At 55.2% G+C, this 24,003-nt stretch carries 26 protein-coding genes; all 26 read left to right on the top strand.

The window, feature by feature from the left end; genetic code table 11:
* The first annotated feature begins 1 nt into the window (after position 1).
* On the top strand, positions 2-1,036 hold the full coding sequence (mnmA, locus tag SMC3_RS04045; protein ID WP_119087610.1) for a tRNA 2-thiouridine(34) synthase MnmA: 1,035 nt from the start codon (positions 2-4) through the stop codon (positions 1,034-1,036).
* Positions 1,037-1,101: 65 nt separating this feature from the next.
* The gene (mraZ, locus tag SMC3_RS04040; RefSeq protein WP_119089113.1) at positions 1,102-1,545 is read left to right on the top strand and encodes a division/cell wall cluster transcriptional repressor MraZ; all 444 of its coding nucleotides are present in this window, start codon (positions 1,102-1,104) and stop codon (positions 1,543-1,545) included.
* Complete coding sequence (gene rsmH / locus SMC3_RS04035) at positions 1,542-2,444, top strand: 16S rRNA (cytosine(1402)-N(4))-methyltransferase RsmH (RefSeq protein WP_119087608.1); 903 nt, start codon at positions 1,542-1,544, stop codon at positions 2,442-2,444. The genes mraZ and rsmH overlap by 4 nt, the downstream gene beginning before the upstream one ends.
* A 2-nt stretch (positions 2,445-2,446) precedes the next feature.
* Entirely contained in the window at positions 2,447-2,791 is a 345-nt protein-coding gene (locus tag SMC3_RS04030) for a hypothetical protein (protein ID WP_119089856.1), read from the top strand.
* 33 nt (positions 2,792-2,824) lie between these two features.
* Positions 2,825-4,537 carry a peptidoglycan D,D-transpeptidase FtsI family protein gene (locus SMC3_RS04025; protein WP_119087606.1) on the top strand — a complete coding sequence of 571 codons (1,713 nt, stop codon included), beginning with the start codon at positions 2,825-2,827 and terminating at the stop codon, positions 4,535-4,537.
* The gene (locus SMC3_RS04020; protein WP_119087605.1) at positions 4,534-6,090 is read left to right on the top strand and encodes a UDP-N-acetylmuramoyl-L-alanyl-D-glutamate--2,6-diaminopimelate ligase; all 1,557 of its coding nucleotides are present in this window, start codon (positions 4,534-4,536) and stop codon (positions 6,088-6,090) included. The genes SMC3_RS04025 and SMC3_RS04020 overlap by 4 nt, the downstream gene beginning before the upstream one ends.
* Positions 6,087-7,067, top strand: a complete 981-nt coding sequence (mraY, locus tag SMC3_RS04015) for a phospho-N-acetylmuramoyl-pentapeptide-transferase (protein WP_119089855.1) — start codon at positions 6,087-6,089, stop codon at positions 7,065-7,067. The genes SMC3_RS04020 and mraY overlap by 4 nt, the downstream gene beginning before the upstream one ends.
* A gap of 3 nt (positions 7,068-7,070) precedes the next feature.
* The gene (murD, locus tag SMC3_RS04010; RefSeq protein ID WP_119087603.1) at positions 7,071-8,450 is read left to right on the top strand and encodes a UDP-N-acetylmuramoyl-L-alanine--D-glutamate ligase; all 1,380 of its coding nucleotides are present in this window, start codon (positions 7,071-7,073) and stop codon (positions 8,448-8,450) included.
* On the top strand, positions 8,447-9,535 hold the full coding sequence (locus tag SMC3_RS04005) for an FtsW/RodA/SpoVE family cell cycle protein (RefSeq protein ID WP_119087602.1): 1,089 nt from the start codon (positions 8,447-8,449) through the stop codon (positions 9,533-9,535). Before murD ends, SMC3_RS04005 begins: the two co-directional genes overlap by 4 nt.
* Positions 9,535-10,602, top strand: a complete 1,068-nt coding sequence (locus tag SMC3_RS04000) for a UDP-N-acetylglucosamine--N-acetylmuramyl-(pentapeptide) pyrophosphoryl-undecaprenol N-acetylglucosamine transferase (RefSeq protein ID WP_119087601.1) — start codon at positions 9,535-9,537, stop codon at positions 10,600-10,602. The genes SMC3_RS04005 and SMC3_RS04000 overlap by 1 nt, the downstream gene beginning before the upstream one ends.
* A complete protein-coding gene (locus SMC3_RS03995; protein ID WP_119087600.1) occupies positions 10,595-12,064 on the top strand; it encodes a UDP-N-acetylmuramate--L-alanine ligase in 1,470 nt (489 codons plus the stop codon). The genes SMC3_RS04000 and SMC3_RS03995 overlap by 8 nt, the downstream gene beginning before the upstream one ends.
* Positions 12,064-12,975, top strand: coding sequence for a UDP-N-acetylmuramate dehydrogenase (murB, locus tag SMC3_RS03990; RefSeq protein ID WP_119087599.1), 912 nt, complete (start codon positions 12,064-12,066; stop codon positions 12,973-12,975). The genes SMC3_RS03995 and murB overlap by 1 nt, the downstream gene beginning before the upstream one ends.
* Positions 12,976-13,014: 39 nt before the next feature.
* Positions 13,015-13,689, top strand: coding sequence for a cell division protein FtsQ/DivIB (locus SMC3_RS03985; RefSeq protein WP_126850787.1), 675 nt, complete (start codon positions 13,015-13,017; stop codon positions 13,687-13,689).
* Positions 13,686-14,420, top strand: a complete 735-nt coding sequence (locus SMC3_RS03980) for a DUF881 domain-containing protein (RefSeq protein WP_119087597.1) — start codon at positions 13,686-13,688, stop codon at positions 14,418-14,420. Before SMC3_RS03985 ends, SMC3_RS03980 begins: the two co-directional genes overlap by 4 nt.
* Positions 14,417-15,088, top strand: a complete 672-nt coding sequence (locus SMC3_RS03975) for a DUF881 domain-containing protein (protein ID WP_119087596.1) — start codon at positions 14,417-14,419, stop codon at positions 15,086-15,088. Before SMC3_RS03980 ends, SMC3_RS03975 begins: the two co-directional genes overlap by 4 nt.
* Before the next feature lie 19 nt (positions 15,089-15,107).
* The gene (locus SMC3_RS03970) at positions 15,108-15,449 is read left to right on the top strand and encodes a small basic family protein (protein ID WP_119085874.1); all 342 of its coding nucleotides are present in this window, start codon (positions 15,108-15,110) and stop codon (positions 15,447-15,449) included.
* Positions 15,449-16,681 (top strand): cell division protein FtsA, encoded by a 1,233-nt coding sequence (gene ftsA, locus SMC3_RS03965; RefSeq protein ID WP_165848225.1) that lies wholly within the window; start codon positions 15,449-15,451, stop codon positions 16,679-16,681. Before SMC3_RS03970 ends, ftsA begins: the two co-directional genes overlap by 1 nt.
* Positions 16,682-16,709: 28 nt before the next feature.
* Positions 16,710-17,819, top strand: a complete 1,110-nt coding sequence (gene ftsZ / locus SMC3_RS03960; protein ID WP_119087594.1) for a cell division protein FtsZ — start codon at positions 16,710-16,712, stop codon at positions 17,817-17,819.
* A gap of 8 nt (positions 17,820-17,827) precedes the next feature.
* Positions 17,828-18,532, top strand: a complete 705-nt coding sequence (locus tag SMC3_RS03955; RefSeq protein ID WP_165846562.1) for a YggS family pyridoxal phosphate-dependent enzyme — start codon at positions 17,828-17,830, stop codon at positions 18,530-18,532.
* Positions 18,533-18,863: 331 nt separating this feature from the next.
* On the top strand, positions 18,864-19,274 hold the full coding sequence (locus tag SMC3_RS03950) for a hypothetical protein (protein WP_119089854.1): 411 nt from the start codon (positions 18,864-18,866) through the stop codon (positions 19,272-19,274).
* 79 nt (positions 19,275-19,353) lie between these two features.
* Entirely contained in the window at positions 19,354-20,340 is a 987-nt protein-coding gene (locus SMC3_RS03945; protein WP_119087592.1) for an ABC transporter permease, read from the top strand.
* A gap of 9 nt (positions 20,341-20,349) precedes the next feature.
* Positions 20,350-21,252, top strand: a complete 903-nt coding sequence (locus SMC3_RS03940) for an ABC transporter permease (RefSeq protein WP_119089853.1) — start codon at positions 20,350-20,352, stop codon at positions 21,250-21,252.
* 8 nt (positions 21,253-21,260) lie between these two features.
* Positions 21,261-22,247: an ABC transporter ATP-binding protein gene (locus tag SMC3_RS03935; RefSeq protein WP_119089852.1), complete on the top strand. Its 987-nt coding sequence runs from the start codon at positions 21,261-21,263 to the stop codon at positions 22,245-22,247.
* Between the two features lie 19 nt (positions 22,248-22,266).
* On the top strand, positions 22,267-23,241 hold the full coding sequence (locus SMC3_RS03930) for an ABC transporter ATP-binding protein (protein WP_119087590.1): 975 nt from the start codon (positions 22,267-22,269) through the stop codon (positions 23,239-23,241).
* 83 nt (positions 23,242-23,324) lie between these two features.
* Complete coding sequence (locus tag SMC3_RS09900; protein WP_119087589.1) at positions 23,325-23,570, top strand: DUF167 domain-containing protein; 246 nt, start codon at positions 23,325-23,327, stop codon at positions 23,568-23,570.
* Positions 23,567-24,003, top strand: a 437-nt coding sequence (locus SMC3_RS09360) for a signal peptidase II (RefSeq protein ID WP_165846561.1), incomplete at its 3' end; no start/stop codon positions are given. The genes SMC3_RS09900 and SMC3_RS09360, both read left to right, overlap by 4 nt.

Below are 24,003 nucleotides of genomic sequence, written 5' to 3'. Positions count from 1 at the left end.
CATGAGCGTTGTAGTCGGAATGAGCGGGGGTGTGGACTCTGCTGTCTCTGCATTGCTCCTGAAAGAGCTTGGTGAACATGTCATTGGGGTCACTCTGCACTTCTCTCAACACAGTGCCTGCTGTGACATTGGCTCCACGCGACGGGCGAAGGCCCAGTGCGAATACCTTGGAATTGCCTGGCACAATGTCGACATGAAAGACCGCTTTGACTGCCAGGTCGTCCAGCCGTTCTGGCAGGCGGTAGCAGGAGGAGCCACCCCAAATCCTTGTGTGTTCTGCAACGAACACGTGAAGTGGCAGGGATTACTTGATGTAGCCGATGAGCTGCATGCCGACCTTATCGCGAGTGGTCACTACGCGGGAATTGTCCACAGCGAGGATGGGGACCAGATCTGCTGCGGCATGGACCAGGCAAAGGACCAATCGTATTTCCTGTACCGACTTTCGGCAGAGCAGCGTCGGAGGGTCCTTTTCCCTCTCGCAGGGCGCGTCAAGAGCGACGTAATGGCACTGGCCTCCCGATGGTTCAGCTCTGATCTTTTGGCAAGTCGCGAGAGTCAGGATTTGTGCTTTGTAGAAGGCCTCGTCAGCGAAGAGATCCGTCGTCGCTTGCCATGCATGCCCGGAGACATGGTCCTGACGGATGGAACCGTCATCGGGACGCACCAGGGGCTGACGTCATATACGGTCGGCCAGCGGTCGGGCCTCGGCATCAGTGCCGCAACACGGCTCTATGTCGTGGAGAAGCGACAGGCCACAAACCAGCTGGTCGTCGGACAACGGAGTGCATGCATGAGGGATGCGTTTGAAGCCGTCGATCTGAAATGGCAACACATTCCCACCGGCAAATTGCTACACTTCAGCGCAGATGTCGTGGCACGATACAGGTCAAAGCCAGTCAAAGGCTGTATCGATAGGGTTTCTGAGGATAAGGTCTCCATTCATCTGGCCGATTCGTTGTTTGCAGTCACTCCGGGACAAGCGGTTGTCTTCTACGACAGTCGATGTATAGTTGGCGGAGGAACGATAGTCTAGGACTTGTTCTTGACGTTCTTGTACGAATTGTGGTAAAAAGTGGGAAATTGTGGTATACTTACGCCATGAACAAGGAGAACTGTTTCATCGGCGAATACCGCTACTCCGTGGACGACAAGGGACGAACGATGTTCCCTGCCCACTACCGGTGCGACACTGGCTCTCCCTACGTTCTCACCAAGGGCATGGATCGATGCCTTTACCTGTTTGATGACAGAGTGTGGACCTCAATCATCGAACGGTTCTATGGTGACCTCATCCCTGTCTCATCCGACAATCGGGCCTTTGTCCGCATTCTATTCAGCGGAGCTGCAACGGTTGAACTCGACAAGATTGGTCGTATTTCGATACCTCAGCATTTGCGTGAGTATGCTTCACTCGACAAAGAGGTCGTATTCGCCGGTGCATTGACGCACCTGGAGATTTGGGACGTTCATATTTGGGATACCTACCGGTCTAAAGCGGAGAAGGTTTTCGAACAAAATATTGGAGCTTTACAGGCTAGATGACTGAGTTTGCACATACCCCGGTCCTCTTGGACGAGGTCACGACATACTTGCAGATTCGACCACACGGAACCTATCTGGATTGCACGACAGGGGAAGGCGGACACGCATATGAGGTTGGGCGCCAACTTTCTAGCGAAGGGACGCTTTTCATGATGGACGTCGATGCAGCGGTTCTTGCCATTGCCCGCGAGCGGCTGAAAGATACTGCCGCCCGCAAGGTTATCATCCGCGGAAACTTTCGGGACATGACGCGGTTGTTGAAGGATTATCCGGATACAGGATTCGACGGAATCCTGATGGATCTGGGCTTTTCTTCAGAGCAACTCACGGGCACAGGCAGGGGGTTTTCGTTTAGTCATGACCAACCACTGGACATGCGACTGGACGATGATCTCAAGGTCACTGCCAGGAATATCGTGAACTCGTTTCCAGAGGAAGACATCGCCGACATCTTGTGGAAGTACGGCGAAGAGGGGAGGTCGCGTCAGGTCGCTCGCGCGATCGTGCGCCGTCGGCAACGAGCGCCGATCGAGACGACGAGTGAATTGGCGGAGACAGTAGCCGCTGTCTTCCCTACCAGGCACGCCCGCATACATCCTGCTACCAAGTCTTTTCAAGCTCTGCGCATATATGTCAACGATGAGCTCAATGCTCTCGAGAATGGTCTCAAGTCCGCAGCATCGCTCTTGAATCTGAACGGAAGACTCCTGGTCATCAGTTACCATTCGCTCGAAGATAGAATTGTGAAGAGGAGCTACCTGGCTCTCTGCGAGAATCCGGTCTCGGGGGAGCCAGGATTTCGTCTGGTCAACAAGAAGGTCATTCGGCCTACGGATTCAGAAGTTGTGACGAACAGACGCTCTCGCAGTGCCAAATTGCGCGTGCTGGAAAGGGTATAGCCATGAGTATTGCAGTCAGAGGTAACTACACAACAGTCCGCCGTCCTGCGGCGACAGTTCGCGTCTCGGCCGCGGCAAGAATCGCTGCACGTCGGTACATTGTTCTGAGTGTGACGATCATTGGTCTGCTGTGCGCCTATGGCTATGTGTACAGCACAACTCTTTTCCTGGAGCGTCAGGTTGAGTTGAACAGAACGGCCATTCAGGCACAGCTTCAGCAGCAGGAATCGCTGCTCGAGCGCGACACAAAGCTCATGTCCCCCGATCGGGTGCGAGCTGCCGCGGGCGCTATGGGTATGGCAGCCAACAACACGGCGGTGATTGGCACACTAAACAGTCTTCATTAGCGGGAATACCTGCGTCAAGACCATACGGAATTGATGAAGAGAGGCGTCGCGTCTTTTAATGACCTGTTCAGACGACGTCTCGTCGTCGTTTTCACTGTGTTCCTGATTGTGGTGCTAGGAATTGAGTCACGGTTCGTCTATCTGCAAGTACTGGGCCGCACTACGCTCGTGAACATGGCCAACGAGCAGCTTGAGACCGACTCCATTCCTATCAAAGCAAAGCGGGGAATGATCCAGGATTCGACAGGGCGTGTACTGGCGCAGGATGTGGCGACGTGGTCCCTGGGCCTGTACATGAAGGAAGTCAAAGACCCTCACCTGACTGCAAGCAGCATTGCTCCCGTCCTCAAGGCCTCCGTGACGCAGCTGGAGAAGCAGATACGCAGCGCGCCATCCAGCTTCATTTACCTGAAGAAGCAAGTAGGCGTTGTAGAATACGACGCACTGAGCCGACTCGATGTACCAGGAATCGTGCTGGACAAAGGCTATCGCCGGGTCTATCCGCTGGGATCTCTCATGTCTTCGGTGGTCGGTATCACGGGCTCGGACAATCAGGGTCTGTCGGGAATCGAGTTCCAATACGACAAGGAACTTGGAGGTACCGATGGGCGGCATACCTACAGAGTTTCTGGGTCGAATCCTGGCGAGCCAGCTGTCACAGAGGATGTTCTTGAACCGATACCAGGCAAGAACATCGTGCTGACGATCGACTCGAACATCCAGTATTTCGCGCAGCAGGCCCTCATGGACACCCTCAAGACATACGATGGCAAGCGAGCCACGTGCACGATTCTGGACCCAAAGACTGACGCGGTCCTTGCAATGGTCGATGTCCCAAGCGTGGACCCTGAGCATTGGCAGGACGCTTCGATGAGTTCTCTGTCGGAAAAGGCAATCAGTGCCAACTATGAGCCTGGTTCCGTGTTCAAGGCCGCGACATCGGTTGCCGGTCTCGAAACAGGTACGATTACGCTTCAGAGTACGTTCTACAGCGGTGGTAGCCTGAATGTCTTCGGCACCGTCATTCATGAAGTGAATGATTATGCATATGGAACTATGAACCTCTACGCGATGCTGGAGCACTCCTCCAACGTGGGGTTTGCCCAGTTGAGCATGAAGATAGGCGCCACGCGCTTCCACGATTGCCTAAGCCGGTACGGCTTTGGGAAACCGACCGGCATCGACTTGCCTGGAGAGGAATCCGGTATTTTGCTCCCGACGTCTCTCTGGTCAAAGACGACGCTTCCTACGATGGGATATGGCCAGGGCGTGGCGGTGACAGCAATCCAGATGGCCAACTTTTACGCTACGATTGCAAACGGTGGCCTGATGCAGCGTCCCTATGTGGTCGACCATATCGTCGACGCCTCGGGGGCAAGCCAGCGGACCGATACCCCCGGAATCGTCGGCCAGTTGTTCACCCCGAAGACGGCCAAGGCTGTTCTCGGGGGGCTCCATGGAGTTGTGCAGAAGAATATCGGTGTGTTCAGTGCGTACATCCCCGGCTATGAAGTTGCTGGAAAGACCGGTACTGCCCAGATCGCCGCCCCTGGCGGAGGCTACCTGAATGATGGATCATACGTCTTCAGCTTCGCTGGAATCCTGACTGCGAACGACCCTAGGGTCGTCGTGTTCCTCAGCATCCACGAAACTCGAAAAGGCGCGCGCACATCATTTGCCGTAGCAGGGCCGACCTTCAAGAAGATTGCACTGCAGTTGATACAGTATCTGAGGTTAAAACCATGAAATTCGCCGTTGAAGAACGGGAGCTAGTTGAGCTCCTTCATATGCTGCCTCCTGGGTCCTGGGATCCCAAGCGCTCCTCACTTGGCCAGAGGACAATGATCAGCCTGGTCACGCCTGATTCGCGTGAATGCAGGCCGGGGGCTATGTTCGTCGCTATCTCTGGGACCAGACTGGACGGAGCGTCGTACATCGCCAACGCTCTTTGCGCTGGGGCGACCTGTGTCGTCGCTGAAACTGAGCATCCTGAGGTTCAGGATGTGCCAGTAGTCGTTGTCTCGAACTGCCGTGAGTTCCTGAGTCTGGTCTCGCAGGCCTTTTTCAACTTCCCTGCTCGTCGCATGAAGATGATCGGTATCACTGGAACGAGCGGCAAGACGAGCACAGCATACTTGATTCGTCGTCTCTTGCAGGGGCTTGGCATTGCGTGCGTCATGATCGGGACTACGGGCTACATCATGCCTGACGGCGAGTTCTTTCCTCCTGACGCTCTGCCGGCCACGACGCCGGAGGCCTTTGCGCTCAACTGGTATCTGGACCATGCGGTCCACTTGGGAGCACAGGTTGCGGTGGTCGAGGTTTCCTCATTTGCACTCGCTTTCGACAGAGTTCATGGCATGCGCTTTGATTGTGGGGTTTTCACAAATTTCTCGCAGGACCACATGGGATACCATGGCACGATGGATGCATATCTAGCGGCCAAGCTGCGTTTGTTCACGTCACTCGACGAAGGATCGGTGGCCGTTCTGAACGCTGACGATCCATCGTTTCCTGCATTCAAACACGCCGCCGGGCGCTCGCACGTCAGGACATTCTCCCTGGAGCGAGCAGCTGATCTGCGTGGTGACCACGTCGTTTCTGCGGTGGGAAGAACTGCGTTTCAGGTTGTCGCCCGGGACGGAGTCACCTTTGACGTGGACCTCTCGATCGGGCCAGCGTTCCAGGCATCCAACTGCCTGGCCGCGATCAGTTCGGTCGACGCTGTTGAGCCAACATGTGATCTGGGCAAAGCTATACAGTCTCTTGCGGCCCCGCTGTACGTCCCCGGGCGCTATGAGCGGATTGATTGTGGACAGCCGTTCGAGGTCGTCGTGGACTATGCCCACACGCCAGAGGAGTTCTCTGCACTGTTCAGCGCCGTGCTGCCCACTGTGAGGGGTGACCTGCTGGCCGTGTTTGGCTCTGTTGGCGCCGATGACCGCGAGAAGAGGCCGATCATGGCTCGCCTCGCAGAAGACGTCTGCCGCTGGTCGTTCGTGACTGTCGAGGACCCTCGTCATGAAGATGCCTCGATTGCTGTTCGCGACATCGAGAGTGGGTTTACCACCGACCGTTTTACGGTCATCGAAGACAGAAGACAGGCAATTCGAAGTGCCATTGCTATGGCCAGGCCTGGCGACATGGTCCTGGTCCTCGGTCGTGGGCATGAGACGATAATGTACTATGAACATGAGGATGTCGTCTTTGATGATCGGGAAGAAGCGCGCCTCGCGTTGCACGATCACGGCTATGTTTGTAATGCCGATGGTCGGCAGTCGCAGGAGGGACGTCGATGACCGCGAAGTCTGCCATGTTGCTGGTTTTCATTCTTGTCCTTGTGGACCTGGCTCTTTTCCCTCTCCTTATTGCGTGGCTGCGCAGGATACGGTTTACGCAATTGATACGGGAGGAAGGGCCTGCTTCTCACAAATCCAAAGCAGGTACGCCCATGGCGGGCGGTCTGATGCTGGTTCTCAACATTGCTGGAGCCGTGGCAGCTTATTTCTTCGTGATGGGGCGAACGGGCTTGACACGGCTGGACGTCGCTACAGTGGTCTTCGTAGCCGTCAGCCTCCTTTCCGGTTTTCTGGACGACTGGACTAAAGAGGTCAAACACAGAAATGACGGACTGCGTGGCTACCAGAAACTCCTGATTCAGACAGCAGCAGCTGGGCTCTTTTTCTATCTGGCGTACCCATCGATCATTCCGACCCTTCATCTGGCGAGTGGTGCAATTCTTCTTGGTGGCTGGGCCTTCTACGTTGTTGCCATGCTGTACGCGGTCGGCATGGTGAATGCATTCAACCTGACGGACGGCCTTGACGGCTTGCTCGCTAAAACGAGTCTTCCCCCATTTGCTGTGGCCGGAATAGCCTCGCTCCTGCATCCATCAGGACTGGCCGGCATCCTTCCTCTGGCAGCTGCTGCATTTGCTATCTCATTTCTATGGTTCAATGGCACAAAAGCATCAGTGTTCATGGGAGATACGGGATCGCTTGCACTTGGTTCCATCTTCGTCGCGTGGACGTTTGCCTCCGGGAACCAGTTGTCATCGCTCCTGCTGGGAGGACTGTTTCTCGGAGAGGCGATAAGTGTGATGATTCAGGTGCTTGTCTTCAAAGCCTCTGGCCGCAGAACGAGGGTCTTCCTTATGGCTCCGATACACCATCATTTCGAGAAGCTCGGGTGGACCGAGTCAAAGATCGTCGACCGGTTCTTTGTCGTGAGTATCCTGTTCGTCATTGCTGGGGCACTGACGATGACATGGAGGTAACCAGTGATCCCTTTCAATTCGGCATTTGTCGTTGGGGCATTGCCAAGTGGATTGTATGCAGCCCTGTACCTGCATGATCATGGAGTGGACGTTTTCGTATCGGAATTTAAGCAGCGAAGCGCTGACGAAAAGTTCGAGCATGCCGTACGACTGCTGCAGCAGGTGGGCGTTCCCTTTGAGTTTGGACAGAACACTGCGAGCATCATGGCCGCTTGCGACGTTGTCGTCGTCTCGCCCGGTGTTCCACTCGACGCCCCGATCATCCTGGCGGCTGTGCAAATGGATAAAGTCATCGTCGGTGAGACAGAGATTGCCGCGTATGCCGGTCTGTCAGTGCTTGCAGTGACTGGAAGCAATGGCAAGAGTACGACCACGGCTCTTCTGGGAGAAATTGTTGCTGAGGAGTACCCCGACGCAGTGACGGGGGGAAATCTGGGCACTCCAGTATCGGAGCTCCTGGTGGAACACCCATTGGCAGAACGCGCCGTACTGGAGGTTAGTTGCTTTCAGCTCGAGACAATTCATACGTTTCATCCCAGAGTGGCCATTTTCTCGAACCTGGTTCCGAACCATCTTGACCGCTACGGTACGATGGAGTGCTATTTCGCTACGAAAAAGCGCTTGTTCGAGAATATGACGGCAGATGATGTCGTTGTGCTCAACTGGGACGATCCCGAACTGAGAGTGCTTGGTCCGACGCTGAGTCCTTCGGTGTTCTATTTCGGATTGGGTGACGGCGTATTCTCCGGCGCGCATGTTGTCGATGGTGGCATCGTTTTCAAAGACACGACACGCACAGTGGAGCTGTTCAGAGAGACAGACCTGCACATTCAGGGGCGGCACAATGTAGCGAATGCCATGAGTGCAGCTCTGGCAGCCTTTTTGTACGGTATCTCACCAGATACCGTTCGCAGGGCCGTGAGGGCCTTCAATGGACTGCCTCACCGACTGGAGTACGTCGCAACAGTGGGTGGCGTGACGTTCGTCAACGACTCCAAGGCTACGACTCCTGAATCGGTCATGACTGCCGCCGATGCCATGACTGGACCATATGTAGTCATTCTGGGCGGCAGCTCAAAGAGCGTTTCATTCGACAAGATGGCACGACATCTGGCCGAAGACAGGAATCTGGTGTCGGCAATCGTGATGGGCGCGACCGGCCCGGCTATTGAGGATGCGCTACGCAAGGCCGGCATGAAGACGATTGTCCGCGTCGAATCACTTGAGGACGCTGTCAGCAATGGAGTGCCACTCCTTTCTGGAGGTGGTACGCTGCTTCTGTCTCCTGCTTGTGCCAGTTTCGACATGTTCAGGGATTTTGAGCAGCGCGGTGACCGGTTCAGGGAGATCGCTCAAGGTCGTCAGGGCGTTGTCACGCGGTGAAGCGCATACTGGTTCTGGTCGCCATACTGCTCTGCCTGGGAGTACTACAGAACTACAGCATCGCCGTCAGTCTTAGTGCCTCGCGAGGCCAATTGGTGGCCGTTACCCCAAGTGTCGTCAAGCAAGCGATTATCGTCGGTATCGGAGTCTTCGCCTACTGGTTCTGCTCGCGGTTCAAGTATATGCGCTGGGCAGACATTTCAGAATTCCTGACGTATGGTCTAGGAGCGTTGCTGGTCGCTGTTCTCATTCCCGGCATCGGCAGGAGTGTCAATGGTTCTATTCGATGGATCGGAACGAATTCGATTGGTGTGCAGCCATCTCAGGCAGTTGTTCTGGTTGTGCCTCTTCTCGCCGCCAAGCTCTTCAGCGGCAAATACCTGAACAAGTACGACCATCGATATTACACCACGTTTCTGCTATTCGTGCTGGGGTTCACGGGCCTGGTCGCACTTGAACCCGACTTCGGGACGGCCTTTGTCATTGCTGGGTCCTCCATCACTATCCTGCTGGCCGTCGGTGCTCCACTAGGCTACTGGATCAGCCGAACGGCTGCCTTGGGGGCGCTGGCTCTGATTGCGGTGAACGTGAAAGCTTCCTGGAAGGTCAGGATGACCTCGTTCATCAACCCGTTGGCAGCCGACAAGGCGAAAGGCGTCGCCTACCAGCTGGTGAACTCCATGTTCGCTGTTGCGAGGGGCGGAGTATTGGGGCGAGGTTTTATGCGGAGCGTCCAGAAATTTGTCCACTTTCCGGCCCAGGAGAATGACTTTGTTTTCGCCATATTCTCGGAAGAGTTCGGGCTTATCGGCGTGACCATCGTGCTGGGTATTTATCTGTGGATCGTCTTCGACCTGTTCAAACTTGCCTCGAGGTCCTCTGAGCCGTTTGCCCGAGTGTATGTCATGGCTCTGGGTGTGTTCCTCGCCGTGCAGGCGTTTGTCAACATTGGTGTCGTTGTCGGACTGCTTCCTACGACAGGAGTACCTCTACCTTTCTTCAGTCAGGGAGGCAATCACATCGTCTTCGAGATGGCCGCACTTGGCATCGCGGCAGCTATTTCCCGGAGTCCGGAGGCTGCCTGATGCACTACGTTGTTGCTGGAGGAGGAACAGGAGGGCATATCTACCCCGCAGTCGCAATTGCCGAACGCCTGTTGGACAGGGGAACCGTCACCATGCTGGCGCGATCCGGCAGCATGGAGGAACGTATTTTCCTCTCTCAGGGGCTTGACGTCAAAACTGTCTGTTCTGCCCCGCTTTTGTATACGCCCAGATCGTTGTGGCGTCTTGCACGTGCAACTCGAAGCGGTGTGAGAGCAGCCCGCCGTGTCATGACGGATACCCATGTCGATGCTTTTATCGGTACCGGCGGATACGTATCGGTGCCAGGAATCGTGGCTGCGCAGATGAGCGGAGTTCCCGTATATCTTCTGGAACAGAATACTGTCATGGGGAGGGCGAATCGACTGTTCTCCCATCGTGCGCGACACGTTTTCCTGGGGTTTCCTGTTGCAAGGGTCTCTGGTTCACGGTTTACCGTCACTGGAAACCCTCTGCGGCGTAGGGTTTACACGGTACTGACGGAGTGCCGGTTCGCCAGACCCCTTCGTCGGGGGTTGCTGTTTATCGGAGGTAGTGGCGGGGCTAGCTTCATCAACGAACTGTTTCTGCGGACAATCCGGGAGCTGGATAGCAGGGGCCGCGAAGTTTCAGTCACTGTGGTGACTGGAATTGATGACTATGCGAGGATTTGTGACGCAGTGAACGAACTGTTTCTGCGGCACGTCAATCCTGTTGTCGTCTCCTATGAGGAGCATATGGAGCGACTCTATGAGCAAGCGCGCGTAGCGGTGACGAGAGGCGGTGCACTTGTACTTACGGAGCTTGCTATCGGAGGCATCTATGCCGTCGTCATCCCCTATCCTTTCGCCGTTGGCCAGCATCAGTCCAAGAACGCGACATATCTCGAGAGCCTTGGTCTTGGTATGCGTATTGAGCAGCAGTCACTGCTGTTCGACAGGTACCTGTCCATCGTAGAGAAGGCACTGGATGATGAAGCAGGTACGGCCCTCCCTGCTTTCAGTATTTTTGGAAGTGATGCCGGGGACACCATAGTGCGCACCATCGAAGAGGAATGCTCACATGACTGAGTTCCTGCGACCTGGAAGGTCTTTTTTTCTTGTTGGGATCTGTGGTGCCGGGATGAGTTCGCTGGCCATGTTGCTGCACAGCATCGGAATGGATGTGCGAGGCTCAGACATCGTGAATGACGGTCCCGAGGCTGAACGGTTGACTTCGCTGGGTATCCAGGTGATGTCCGAAGCTGAAGCATCTGGGGCACTTCGTCATGATGAAATTCTGGTACGGTCGTCGGCAATTCGCCCGGACAATGTGGTGCTCATGGCTGCAGCGGGGATCAGAGCAGACGTTCTCCATCGAACGGACGTTCTGTCTGCCGTCGCATCACAGTACTTCCTGATAGCTGTTGCTGGCACGCACGGCAAGACCACGACGTCTGGCATGATTGGATATGTGCTGGCAAGACAGGGATTTGCTCCAACCATCTGTGTTGGAGGCCATATCGCAGGATTTGATGAAGTCTTCCCCCCTGAAGGGACACAGCGAAGGCAGATTCTAGGACGCCCGGTCATGGTCCTGGAGACTGATGAATCGGACGGTTCATTCCTGAAGTTCCATCCAGACGTAGCTGTTGTAACGAATATTGATAACGACCATTTGGGGGCTTATGGAGACAAGTTCTCCAACCTTGTCGGCGCATTCGCCCAGTTTTCCCAGCAATGCGCTGAGCGAAGCGGCCTGATCGTTGGCTGTGGCGACGACAGGGAAGTGGCCAGGATCGTGCAGGCTCTGCCGCGGCACGTCCTGTACGGTCAGGAGGCGTCAAATCAGGTGCAGATGTGCTACGATGTTCGCAACAACACCGCAATAGTTGCAAGAGAAGGCATGGAACAGCCATTTGCCATGGAACGAGGAGATGAGAAGAGCTATCTCAACGCTGTTGCCGCTTGCCTCGCGTGCGAGGCAGCAGGGCTCCCCTTCGCAGATACGCTCCCTATTCTGGAAGGTTTTCCGGGAATGGAACGGCGGATGCAGCTCCTGACAGACCATGACGGAACGGTCGTCCTCACAGACCATGCCGACCACCCCACGGAGATCAGAGCGACCCTGCAGGCTGTCTCGGTTCGGTATCCCGGAAGGCCACTTACCCTCGTGCTCCAGCCGCACCGTTTCTCCCGAGTGAGCACGTGTCTCGAGGAGTATGGACCGGCATTGGTTGGAGTTTCGCGGATCGTGCTGCTCGACATCTTCCCGGCTGGAGAGACAGCGGAGCATCCCGAAGAGCTGAACAAGATGCTTCGAGAGAGCGTGAAGGCGGCAGTCGGTGGCTCATTGGCACCTCAGATGCCTGTCCACCAGATGCTTAACGTCTTGCGGGTGTCGGCCACCCCGGGTGACGTGGTACTGTTTATGGGCCCTGGTGACGTGAATAAGCTTGGTCTGCGGTTTTGTGGCTTGCTGACGAGCGACAATACGGTACAATATGAAACTGCTGCGTCCCTCGAGGGACGCATACAGCAGGAGAATGACTGATGGTGGATTCGGTCATAGACAAGTTCGGACGTCGCGTCGAGCAACGGGTCCTGACGAAGGAGCCGCTCTCGTCCTATACGTCGTTTCGTATCGGCGGCCCGGCCGAATACTTCTACACGCCATGTGGTGAAGAGGACCTAATTTGCGCACTGCGTGCTGCCAAAGCTTTCAAGATGCCCACGACGGTTATCGGCAATGGAACGAATGTACTTGTCTCAGATCGTGGTATCGAAGGTCTAGTCGTGAGACTAATGGAGACGTCGCTCCAGCCAGTGATTGAGAAAGGACTGGTGCTTGCTCGTGCCCCGATGCCACTGTCCTCACTGCTGGACTTCGCCATGAGTCAGGACCTGTCTGGACTGGAGTATCTTGTCAGCATACCCGGTACTGTTGGAGGGGCCATCTACATGAACGCGGGTTCGTTCTCTCAGGCCATAAGCACTCACTTGGCGTATGTGGAAGTTCTGGACCCCAACCTCGAGTATGTCGTGAAGAAGCATGAAGATGTTGATTTTGACTACCGTTATAGCGAGTTTCAACAGAGTGGGGCGATCATTCTGGGCGCCGCATTTGATCTTGAGGCTGGTGATGGAGCAACAATTCGCTCGACAGCTGCACGTATCCGATCCGAGAAGCATGCCAAACAATCGTGGGAGCATCCGAATGCGGGAAGCATCTTCACGAACCCTCCAACGACGTATGCCGGCAAGTTGATAGAGGAAGCCGGGTGCAAGAGTCTTCAGGTAGGGCAGGCGCAGGTCTCGGCCAAGCATGCGAACTTCATCGTTAATCTGGGAGGGGCGACTGCATTTGATGTCGTGCGCCTCATGGACATTGTCGTACAGAGAGTCTATGCACGCTTCAACGTGCGCCTTTCGCCCGAGATCAGGTTGCTCGGTGACTTTTCCTAGGCGGCGGCGCGTGAGTATCAGTGATGAGTTCCTCCGTTCATGAAGCTACTATGGCGGATAGGCTTGGTCGCTGTGGCTGTACTGGTGGTCTACTGGTTCTCTGTACCGGCCGCTCGTGTACTCGTACATGCGGATTCCTGGGAAGCTCCAGTCGTGGATCAGGTCTGGCGTAGCCGGTCTCAAGGTCTTCTCATGCTTCTTAACAGGGCTTCGGTCGTCGACAGGCTGGAGGGACTCCCCGTTTCTGACGTGACCATCATACGTGAGCGACCTTGGAATGCTACTGTCGGTGTGGACATTGCTGACCCCGACGTTGTGATCAGGCAGGGGGGTAAGCTGGCTGCCGTGTTCCTGAAAACGGGAACAGCCTACATCATAACAAAGGCATCGAAGTCTTGGAACGTGGTTGATGTAAGTGGATTTCCACCTGCATCCCCGGCTTTTCTGTCCGCCTCACTCGAATATGCGTCGCTGTGCTGCCAGTTGATGCAGCATCGCGATCAACTGGCAATCATGGGCATGTCACTGTCCTCGTCGATGGGACTTGCTATACGGTTGAAAGATGGTAAGACGCTTATCTTTGGTGACAGTGCGAACGGTGTTTCAAAGATTGAACGAGGGATTGCAGTTCTTGCGATGCCTGCATTCAAGGGGAAGAAAGTAACCATCGACCTGCGGTTCGACGGCCAGGCCGTCATCCCGGAGGCCCCATGATTACACGTGGAAGAAGCGGGGGCGTTTTCCTCGCTGCGCTGTTTGTCATGGTTGTCGGATTCGGATACCTTCTGGCTGTCCAGTTCGAGCCCACAGTGAACAAAGCTTACGTCGTTCCTGTCCAGAATGTCGAGTTGGTCGAAATCATGAAGGGACTCGAAAATGAGAATAATACTGCTGCTCAGCAAATTGTCGATCTTCGGGGACAGCTGGCAGAGCTCGAGAGCAAGGGCGCTGCCACGAGCGACGAGGTGCGCGTTCTGACGCAGCAGCTGGGAGAGTTGAGAGGGAAAGCGGGGCTTGCGGAAGCGACAGGTCCTGGTGTCGTCGTAACATTGAGTGATAGTTCGCGTACGCCGACGCTCTCCGATGATCCGAACTACTTCGTCATCCACGACGGTTACCTCCGCAGCATCGTGAATCTCATGCGAAGATATGGCGCCACGGCGATTGCCGTCAACGACCAGCGCGTTCTTGGAAACAGCCCTATCGTTTGTGCCGGTCCCATCATCCTCGTGAATTCGAGCAGGATGTCGCCACCGTACGTTATCACTGCGCTGGGGAACCCCGAGATGCTCGCCGACAGCATTTCTCAAGACGTTTTCTTCCGGGTGTTGCAGATGTACAGCGATCAGTTTGAGATTACATGCTCACTTGAGAAGAAAACGTCTGTGACTGTCCCGGCGTCGCTAGACAATGCTGCGTTCAAGTACGCAGTGAGTGCGAAATGAAGCGGACTGGGCAGTCGTCGTGGCAGTCGACTGCGCTGATTTTTGCTCTCATCAGTTTCTTCGTTGGGTTCTTGCTTCCCGGGCAGGCACGCGTCGTTCGCGAGATGAAGCAGACCTATCAGAACGAGGACCCGAAGGATCTTATTCGTGTCATCAAAGACCTCCAGCAGCGCAAACAGGACCTCCTCGTCGAGGAGACCGACGTGTCACAGAAAGTCACACAGTACCTTCGTTCTTCTGATGACACGGCCGCGCAAGTGAGCCAGTTGCAGCACGAAGCCACCGTGTTGAGACAGAGAACCGGGGCCGTCCCACTCGTGGGCCCTGGTATCCGGATTACGATACGAGAGCAATCATCAGGGGTCTCGCCATCCATGCTGGCCGATGACGATCTGCTCCTCCTTCTGAATGATCTCTGGGCATCGGGAGCCGAAGTCATATCGTTGAATGGCATACGCCTGACTGACTCGAGTTCCGTATACAGGGCGGGTCTCAACGTTCGCGTGGGTGGAAAGGTGACGCAGATGCCTCTGGTCATAAACGCGATCGGCGATACAGAGAATATGGCCAAGGGGTTGCAGATTCCTGGAGGCGTGCTCGACTTGTTGAACCTGAGGCGCATTGGTGCTATAGTTCAAAAAGTCAACCTGCTTAGAATCAGTGACTAGGGGAGGAAAACGGATACCTATGGTTGGCTTCGTAACAGTGTGCGGACTTGTACTTGGTATCGTTATCGGGATTCTTCGCCCCGTGCACATCCCCGCCGTTTATTCCAAATACGTGGGATTGGCCCTTCTAGCTGGTATGGATTCCATTCTCGGTGGCATCAAGGGCTATCTGAAGGACACCTTCGATGCGACAGTTTTCTTTTCGGGTTTCCTGATCAACAGTCTCGTTGCGGCGCTGCTGGGGTATCTCGGTGATCAGCTGGGCATCGATCTTTACCTTGCGGCAGTCGTTGTGTTTGGAAGCAGAATGTACCAGAATATTGCAATTATCCGGCGCGTTCTCTTGAAGAAGGAGGCATGATGGCTGGCCAGGAAAGAATCGTCAGCGTACTCGATATTGGAAGTACCCGTGTCAAGATGTTGATAGCTTCGGCGACAGGAGACAGCCTCGACTCTATTCTTGGAGTCGGGACGGCTCCGTGCAGTAGCCTGAAACGTGGAGTGGTCGTCGACATGGAAGGTGTGACGCAGGCTATCCAGACAGCACGCGACGAGGCAGAACGGATGAGCAGCTACTCCGTCTCGTCGGTGATCGTGAACGTCGGTGGTACTCATATCACTGGATTGGTGAACCGCGGCCTTGTGGCAATATCCCGGCCGGGGCGCGAGATACAGAAGGACGATGTGGATCGCGTGTGGGAGTCTGCCAAGGCTGTCCTGCTGGGACCAAATCAGGAGATCATCCATGTGATCCCGCGCCAGTACCTCGTGGATGGTCAGGAAGGCATCAAGGACCCGTTGAGAATGTCGGGCATCCGACTTGAGTTCGAGGCGTTCATCGTCACTGGACAGTCGACGATTCTGGACAATCTTCGTCGCTGTGTGACAGAGTCCGGCCTCAAGGTGGACAAGCTTGTGCTCGAAGGTCTGGCTTCAGCTGATGCTGTTCTCTCGGCAGAAGAGAAAGAAATCGGCGTCGCCTGTGTCGACATTGGAGGAGACACGACTGATCTGGCTGTCTTCACGGGAGGCAGTCTCAGCTATGTTGCTGTTCTGCCTATAGGTGGCCGCCATGTGACGATGGATCTTGCGATGATGTTGAAGACAAGTCTGAATGTTGCTGAAGAGCTCAAGGTGGCTTATGGTTCGGTGGATGCGAGCAGGGGAAAGGACTTCCAGGACAGCCAGGTGAGTTATTCGACAGCATCGGGTGATGGTGTTCTTGCGACAACGAAGTCATATATCAGCGATGTCGTGACGTCTCGTATTGAAGAAATAGCTGAAGCCGTGAAGCTGGAACTGGTGCACTCCAGTTACAACAACATGCTTCCGGCCGGCCTTGTCTTAACTGGAGGGACGGCCATGGTGTCCCACATCACGGACAAGTTCTCTGAGATCAGCGGACTTCGAGCTCGAGTGGGACAGCCGACAGTCGATGACGTTGTTTTTAGTTCGTTCAAAAACCCCAGCTTCTCGACATCAGTCGGGTTGCTCGAACTCGGCATCCACAGCGATGGTGCCGGAGTTCAGAAGAAGAAGCGCGCATTCAAAGGCCTGAGCGGCTTGTTCAAGGGCCTTGACCTGTTCGACTAAGACATACTGACGGGGAGGGAAATCCACTATGGATGATCGACTGGATCCCTGGGGAAGCTCGAATGTAAGCATCAGGGTGATCGGCGTGGGCGGTGGGGGTGGCAATGCCGTCAACCGGATGGTGGGAGATTTTCCTTCCGGCGTCGATTTCGTAAGCGTCAACACCGACACGCAGGTTCTGCGATACAGTCGGGCAGAAAGCAAGATTCAGATTGGGGCAAAAGTTGCTCGAGGGATGGGCGCGGGTGCTGACCCTGAGGTCGGGAGAAAAGCAGCCGAAGAGAGCAGAGAGATGCTCAAAGAAGCAATTACCGGCTCCTCTCTCCTGTTCATAACTGCCGGCATGGGCGGAGGCACAGGTACGGGCGGTTCTCCCGTCCTGGCGAAAGTGGCTCGTGAACTGGGCATCCTCACCATTGCAATAGTTACCAAGCCGTTCAACTTTGAGGGCCCTCAGCGATCCAAGGTCGCATCGGATGGCATCAAGGAGCTTCGTGACAGTGTTGATGGATTGGTCGTCATTCCAAACCAGCGACTGTTCAAGCTGGAGGAAGGGAAGATTACCATCAGCAATGCATTCCGCAAAGCGGACGAGGTCCTGAAGAAGGCGGTTCAAGGCATTACCGAGCTCATCCGGACACCCGGCATCATCAACCTCGATTTTGCCGATCTCAAAAACGTCCTGACATCGACTCCTTCTGGAGAGCTTCCCAGCGGAGCAGACGGCAGTATTTGGATAGGCATGGGAACCGGCAAGGGCGACGAACGTGCGGAAAAGGCCATCAGAGCCGCCACCAACTACGAGCTTTTGGAGTATTCGATGCAGGGCGCCACCGGACTTATCTACAACGTCATTGGCCACGAGATTTCCATGGAAGAGATGGATATCATCTCGACGGCCATCCAGTCGAGCGCGTCAAAGGATGCCAAGATCATCTTCGGTCTAGCCGATCCTTTCGACGAAGTCCTGGGTGAGTCTGGCGAGCCCAACGATGAGATTCGTATCACAGTAGTGGCATCCGGGATGCAGCCTCAGAAGGCCGAAGCGGAACAGGAGAAGAAGATTCTCAAGGAATTCAAGGTCGAGGAAGTCGAGCTCCCCGCCATACTGCGCAAGGGACCGCCTCGCGGCTTCTAGCGCCGAATGTGGGCTCGATAGCTGAGCGTCTCGCAGAAGTCCGTGAGCGAGCTTGTTTGTCGTATCGCCGGGCGGCTGGTCAGCCCGGCGAACCGCATATTGTCTGCGTGACGAAGACACAGCCTCTTCCCCGGATACTGGAAGCCATTGATGCAGGGGCGACCGAAATCGGTGAGAACTACCTGCAGGAAGCCATTCGCAAAGACGTCTTCGCTCTGTGCGAGAGTCGCGGGGTGACTGTCCGATACATCGGTCGACTCCAGTCGAACAAGTACAACGCCATTCTTCGAGTGTTCGACACGGTCGATTCGGCAGGTCCAGAACTCCTCGAACATCTGCACGGTACGCAGGATCGTGGTGCACAGAGGGCGCGTACGTTCCTGCTGGAGGTGAATGCCGGTGAAGAATCGCAGAAGGGGGGACTGACTATGCCTCAGATTCGTGATGTTGCCGCCGCCGATGCTCCTTGGCTATATGAGATCTCCGGACTGATGGCAGTTGTCCCTCTGCAAGCAACAATGCAAATGCGGGCGACAATATATCAATCTGTCAGTTTGCTGTTCCACGAGCTCGCCAGCGACTTGGGTTTATCACGTGTCACGTTGTTGTCCATGGGAACGTCCGACGACTTTGAACTCGCGATCGAACATGGCTCTAACATGATACGTGTTGGTACGGGCATTTTTGGACCCCGTTCATCTTCTCAGGTGTAACCAATTGTTCATGAGCGCAGTTCTTGGAATTGGATTGGTAGAGGCCGCATTCTGCACTGCGTTGTTCCTAGAGCTCGCGCTACAGGCCTCGAAGGTCGTTCAATTGACACTCTCAGCCGACCGTGGTATAACATCACAATGGATAAATACCCAATCGGCCAGGCGGACAGTGACGTTGGGCGATTGTCCTACTTTGATTTCTCTGATGCTGGGTCTGGATATAGAGCTACAGCTTCTAGATAAACGGTCACATCGTAGGGAGGTGTGTCGTACCGCGGAGTATGCGAAGAGAGTTTTTATGTCCTGCACTCATTCTAGGAAGGAGTATGCGATGAAGAGAGTTCTATGTCTGGTTTTGGCAGTTGTCCTCGTGGCTGCTGTGCTTGTCCCCGTTGCTACCGCGCGCGCCGCTAGCTGGAAGTGGAACATCGACAAGACCCCGCGCACCCTTCCCGATGGTACACCAGCGGTCCTGAAGATCCCGTATTCGCAGGGCACCACCTTCCATGAACGTGGAGTCACCCTGATTCAGTCCATGCTCACCTCCAAGACATCTGGGGCGAGGGCCCTCCGTACACGTATCTTGAGCAGCTCGTCTATTCCGACGAAGTTCGCAAGGGCCTCAAAGGCTACGACCACTTTTTCTCCTCCACCGTCTGCAACAACTGGAACATCCAGTACTGGTATTGGTGGAAATAGGTACGATGACCAAATCCGTCGACACCGCGACTATGGAGTCTGAGAACCTGTAGATTCGATTCATCGGCTTCCACGTCTCTGCAGGGAGGCGCGGGAGACTGCCGAAAGGAGTCTTTGCCAACATGAGAGATTATATAATCCGGCGTGTTCTGGGCATGATCCCGCTGATCCTGATCGTGATGATCGTGTCGTTTGGTATCTTCTCCCTCGTGCCAAACCCATTCGCGGCTCTGATCGAGAACCCGCGAATCAAAAAGGCAGACATCCAGCGCCTCATCAAGGCCTGGGGGTTTGACCTTCCGTGGTATCTGAGGTTCTTCAAGTGGTTCAGTGGCGTCATTCGTGGGGACTGGGGCCCTTCTCTCCTGTATCCTGGCTCTACGGCTCGTGACGTCATCTCCAGAGCGTTGCCTGTGACCGTGCGGCTCATGGGGATCGAATTCCTGGTGTCTATTGCCATTGCTCTTCCGATCGGTATCATCTCTGCTGTCAAGCAATACTCCGTGACCGATTACGTCGTCACGGTCATCAGCTTTCTGGGCATGTCCATGCCGACGTTCTGGTTTGGACTGCTCATGATGATGCTCTTCAGCGTCGTCCTGAAACGACCGAGCGGGATGCCCCTGTTGCCTGCGGGCGGGTTCATCACGCCGGGACTGGAGGAAGCTCCGTTCTGGGCGAAGCTTGGGGACCGGGCGCAGTATCTTGTGATGCCCGTCGTCGTTCTGGCCTTCTCCTCGCTGGGTGGCTATGCGCGTTACATGCGGTCCTCCATGCTCGAGGTCATTCGCCAGGACTATATTCGTACGGCCCGTGCCAAGGGTGTACCTGAGCGTTCCGTCATCTACAAGCATGCTCTGCGCAACGCAATGATCCCGATTGTGACGTTGATAGCATTGTCGGTACCTGGCATTGTTGGAGGCGCAGCCATTACGGAGACGATCTTCAACATTCCCGGAATGGGCAGCCTTATCATCCAAGCTGAAACCAAGGCTGACTATCCTACGGCCATGATTGGCCTTATGCTCTCCAGCGTTCTTGTCATCGCGTTCAACTTGGTGGCAGATATCGTGTATGCGTGGGTTGACCCGCGTATCAAGTACAGTTAGGAGGACATCATGGCGGAAAAAGCTATCGAAGCCAAGAAGAAGGGCCAGAAGAAGTCCTCTGAGGACTACACGTATGTTGGCATGGTGTTTCACCGCCTTACCCGTCACAAGCTGGCCATGGTCGGTGCATTCATGCTGATTTTTATCCTGCTGTTCGTGTTCGTGGGTCCCCTTATTTGGCGCGCCAATCCAAATACTCAGATCGAGGGTTTGGGCGGGCTCTTCAATCCTGCTTCCCGTGCACACCCTTTAGGTACCGACGACTATGGTCGTGACGTGCTTGCCCGTATGTTCTTCGGAGGGCGCATCTCGCTGTTCATTGGCTTCATTTCTGCGATCAGCTCGACGCTCGTTGGAGCTCTTGTTGGGCTTGTTGCGGGTTACTACGGCGGCTGGTCGGACAATATCCTCATGCGGTTCACAGATGCCATGCTGTCTATCCCGACATTTCCCCTGCTGATAGCTCTGGCGAGCGTGCTTGGAAAGGGCGTATGGCAGATTATCCTCGTCATCGTTGTGTTCGGCTGGATGACTGACGCCCGTCTCGTCCGGGGTCTAGTTCTTTCTCTCAAGGAGCAGGAGTACGTAGAGGCGGCCCGTGCAATCGGTGCCAGTGCCAACCGCATCATGTGGAGACATCTGTTCCCCAACACATTGGCGGTCCTGATCGTTTCGACGACCATCGGTATCGGTGGTGCTATCATCTACGAGGCATCTATCAGTTTTCTGGGATTCGGTGTTCAGGCTCCCTTCGCCAGTTGGGGAAACATGCTACAGAACGCCCAACAGTTCATCTGGAATTCGCCCCGACTAATCATCTACCCCGGTCTGGCTATCTTCATGACTGTTCTTGGGTTCAACTTCTTCGGAGATGGACTTCGCGACGCCATCGATCCGAAACTGAAACTGTAGGAGGTTCCGTGGATAATCGAGAAGTACTTGTTGATATCAAGAATCTGCGTACGTTCTTCTACACAGAGGACGGTGTTGTTCCGGCCGTGGATGGTATTGATCTGTCTATTCACCGGGGAGAGGTTGTGGGTCTGGTGGGCGAGTCTGGTTGCGGAAAATCTGTTACAGCCCTCTCGATCATGCGCCTCATTCCCAACCCTCCTGGCAAGATCATAGGAGGCGAGATCTTCTTCCATGGAAAAGACCTTCTCAAGAAGAATGAAGAAGAGATGCGAATGATACGCGGTGACAAAATCTCCATGATCTTCCAGGAACCCATGACATCGCTCAACCCCGTCTACACGGTTGGCGATCAGATCAGTGAAGCTATTACTCTGCATCAGAAGATCGATGACGTCGAGGCAAAGAGACGCACAGTGGAAATGCTGCACTTGGTCGGCATACCAGAACCGGAGCGTCGCTATAGCCAGTACCCCCATGAGATGAGCGGCGGTATGCGTCAGAGGGTCATGATAGCCATGGCACTGTCCTCGAATCCTGAGCTCCTGATCTCTGATGAAGCCACAACGGCGCTCGATGTCACCATCCAGGCGCAGATTCTGGACCTGATGCGCGGACTGCAGAAGAAACTGGGTATGGCCATTCTCATCATTACCCACAACCTCGCCGTCGTCGCTGAAATGGCAGAGACCATCGCCATCGCGTATGCCGGCAAGATTGTCGAGAACGCATCTGCCAAAGAGATCTTCAAGTCTCCGCGTCACCCGTACACGTACGGTCTGCTGGCGTCCATTCCGAAATTCACGGAGAAGAAGACCAACGAACCGTTACCCGCCATCGAGGGCATGGTCCCCTCCCCATACCATATGCCCAAGGGTTGCCGTTTCAACCCGCGCTGCCCATTCGCTACGGAGAAGTGCAGAGAGGAAGAGCCGGAGATTCTTGAACTTACCCCCGGACATCTGGTACGCTGCTTCCACCCGATCGAGTCGTAGGCAGAGAGGAGAAATGACCATGGCAACCAGACTTGTAGAAGTCCAGAACCTCAAGAAGTGGTTTCCCATCAAGGGAGGAGTCTTCGGTGCGACCATCGCCTCAGTCAAGGCTGTGGACGAGGTGAGTTTCTTCATCAATCAGGGCGAGACCTTGAGCTTGGTGGGAGAATCCGGATCGGGCAAGACGACCACGGGGCGCACTATGCTGAAGCTATTGCAGCCTACCGGCGGGAAGATTATCTACAAAGGGAAGGACATCACCAACCTTACTCCGAATCAGATGCGTCCCCTCCGTCGGAACATGCAAATCATGTTCCAGGACCCGTATGGTTCACTTAACCCACGCATGCCGGTGGGTGATATCATTCAGGAACCCCTGGATGTGCATAGTATCGGCACCCGCAAGGAGCGCAGACAGGCTGTGGCCACCATGATGGAGACTGTAGGCCTGCGTCCTGAATATGAAAAACGCTATCCTCATGAATTCTCCGGTGGTCAGCGTCAACGTATCGGCGTTGCCCGCGCGCTTGTTATCAATCCAGAACTGCTTGTCCTGGACGAGCCCATCTCGGCCTTGGATGTGTCGATTCAGTCGCAGATCATCAACTTGCTCCAGGAGCTACAACAGCGGCTGGACCTGACTTATCTCTTCATTGCTCACGACCTCGCTGTTGTACGCCACATGTCTGACCGCGTTGCGGTCATGTACCTTGGTAAGATCGTCGAGACTGCTGAGAACGATGAGCTGTTTGACCACCCGCTTCACCCATATACGCAGGCTCTTCTCTCGGCAGTGCCGGTGCCTGATCCCGAGGTAAAACGCGAACGCATCATTCTCCAGGGCGACGTGCCGTCACCGGTGAACCCTCCGTCCGGCTGCCATTTCCGCACGCGGTGTCCCTATGCGATGCCCATCTGCAAAGAGCAGGAGCCTCTTGTCATTGAGGTTGCACCGGGGCACACAGCGGCTTGTCACCTGCTGACGAAGAAGTAGGGGCGACGGACGTGCAGACGTGCTGGGCCGCCGGTCCCTGGTTGCTGGGATGGACGGCCCAGTTGCGTTGAAGAGGAGACCTTATGCGGATCAGAGTACGCGTAATTCCAGGCAGCAGCAGATCGGATGTGGAACCAGGAGATCCCTGGCGCGTCCATGTACATGCCAGGCCTGCAGAGGGCAAGGCAAATGAGGAACTCCTGCAGATCCTCAGTCGACACTTTGGCGTAGCTCGCTCTGCGGTTCGCATCCTACGTGGACACGCTTCGAGGAGTAAGACCGTGGAAATCGGTCTGGAAGGTACTACAATGGCTGAAGATATACGATGAACAGGCCGAGCGCTCTTTTCCGCTGGTCGGTTCTTGTTGTTCTGATGATCCTGGCAGATCAGGGCACCAAATGGATGGCACGGCGGTTTCTTCTCCAGCATGTCGTCACGGTAGGTCCGGTGGGGCTTGTCCTGACGATGAATAAGGGAGTCGCGTTCGGACTCTTTGGAGGGCGGCAGTGGGTCGTGCCAGTGAATGCAGTGCTCGGCCTTGGTGTCTGCGTTGCGGCTATCGTAGCATTGCACCGTGGAGACAGAGGATTGGCTCATGGTTTCCTTCTCGTCTTTGCAGGGTTTGCAGGCAATTTCATCGACCGTGTCGTGGCGGGGCAGGTAACCGACTTCTTGTGGGTGCGCGGCTGGTCCGTGTTTAACGTGGCCGACTGTCTCGTGACCACCGGTGCAATACTATGCGGTCTCGCACTTCTCTTTCC

Source organism: Candidatus Cryosericum hinesii (assembly GCF_003570985.1).
Classification (GTDB): Bacteria; Caldisericota; Caldisericia; order Cryosericales; family Cryosericaceae; genus Cryosericum; species Cryosericum hinesii.
The sequence above is the reverse complement of the archived record's forward strand: the minus strand, read 5'-3'. Positions and strand labels throughout refer to the sequence as shown.

Bases quoted from the DNA above. Each gene is read 5' to 3' on its own strand.
- mraZ (WP_119089113.1), top strand. From the start codon at position 1,102: ATGAACAAGGAGAACTGTTTCATCGGCGAATACCGCTACTCCGTGGAC.
- SMC3_RS03950 (WP_119089854.1), top strand. From the start codon at position 18,864: ATGAAGAGAGTTCTATGTCTGGTTTTGGCAGTTGTCCTCGTGGCTGCT.
- SMC3_RS03970 (WP_119085874.1), top strand. From the start codon at position 15,108: ATGGTTGGCTTCGTAACAGTGTGCGGACTTGTACTTGGTATCGTTATC.
- murB (WP_119087599.1), top strand. From the start codon at position 12,064: ATGGTGGATTCGGTCATAGACAAGTTCGGACGTCGCGTCGAGCAACGG.
- SMC3_RS04000 (WP_119087601.1), top strand. From the start codon at position 9,535: ATGCACTACGTTGTTGCTGGAGGAGGAACAGGAGGGCATATCTACCCC.
- ftsA (WP_165848225.1), top strand. From the start codon at position 15,449: ATGGCTGGCCAGGAAAGAATCGTCAGCGTACTCGATATTGGAAGTACC.
- SMC3_RS09900 (WP_119087589.1), top strand. From the start codon at position 23,325: ATGCGGATCAGAGTACGCGTAATTCCAGGCAGCAGCAGATCGGATGTG.
- rsmH (WP_119087608.1), top strand. From the start codon at position 1,542: ATGACTGAGTTTGCACATACCCCGGTCCTCTTGGACGAGGTCACGACA.
- ftsZ (WP_119087594.1), top strand. From the start codon at position 16,710: ATGGATGATCGACTGGATCCCTGGGGAAGCTCGAATGTAAGCATCAGG.
- SMC3_RS03945 (WP_119087592.1), top strand. From the start codon at position 19,354: ATGAGAGATTATATAATCCGGCGTGTTCTGGGCATGATCCCGCTGATC.
- SMC3_RS04020 (WP_119087605.1), top strand. From the start codon at position 4,534: ATGAAATTCGCCGTTGAAGAACGGGAGCTAGTTGAGCTCCTTCATATG.
- SMC3_RS03995 (WP_119087600.1), top strand. From the start codon at position 10,595: ATGACTGAGTTCCTGCGACCTGGAAGGTCTTTTTTTCTTGTTGGGATC.
- SMC3_RS03985 (WP_126850787.1), top strand. From the start codon at position 13,015: ATGAAGCTACTATGGCGGATAGGCTTGGTCGCTGTGGCTGTACTGGTG.
- mraY (WP_119089855.1), top strand. From the start codon at position 6,087: ATGACCGCGAAGTCTGCCATGTTGCTGGTTTTCATTCTTGTCCTTGTG.
- SMC3_RS04025 (WP_119087606.1), top strand. From the start codon at position 2,825: ATGAAGAGAGGCGTCGCGTCTTTTAATGACCTGTTCAGACGACGTCTC.
- SMC3_RS03930 (WP_119087590.1), top strand. From the start codon at position 22,267: ATGGCAACCAGACTTGTAGAAGTCCAGAACCTCAAGAAGTGGTTTCCC.
- mnmA (WP_119087610.1), top strand. From the start codon at position 2: ATGAGCGTTGTAGTCGGAATGAGCGGGGGTGTGGACTCTGCTGTCTCT.
- SMC3_RS03980 (WP_119087597.1), top strand. From the start codon at position 13,686: ATGATTACACGTGGAAGAAGCGGGGGCGTTTTCCTCGCTGCGCTGTTT.
- SMC3_RS03975 (WP_119087596.1), top strand. From the start codon at position 14,417: ATGAAGCGGACTGGGCAGTCGTCGTGGCAGTCGACTGCGCTGATTTTT.
- SMC3_RS04030 (WP_119089856.1), top strand. From the start codon at position 2,447: ATGAGTATTGCAGTCAGAGGTAACTACACAACAGTCCGCCGTCCTGCG.
- SMC3_RS03940 (WP_119089853.1), top strand. From the start codon at position 20,350: ATGGCGGAAAAAGCTATCGAAGCCAAGAAGAAGGGCCAGAAGAAGTCC.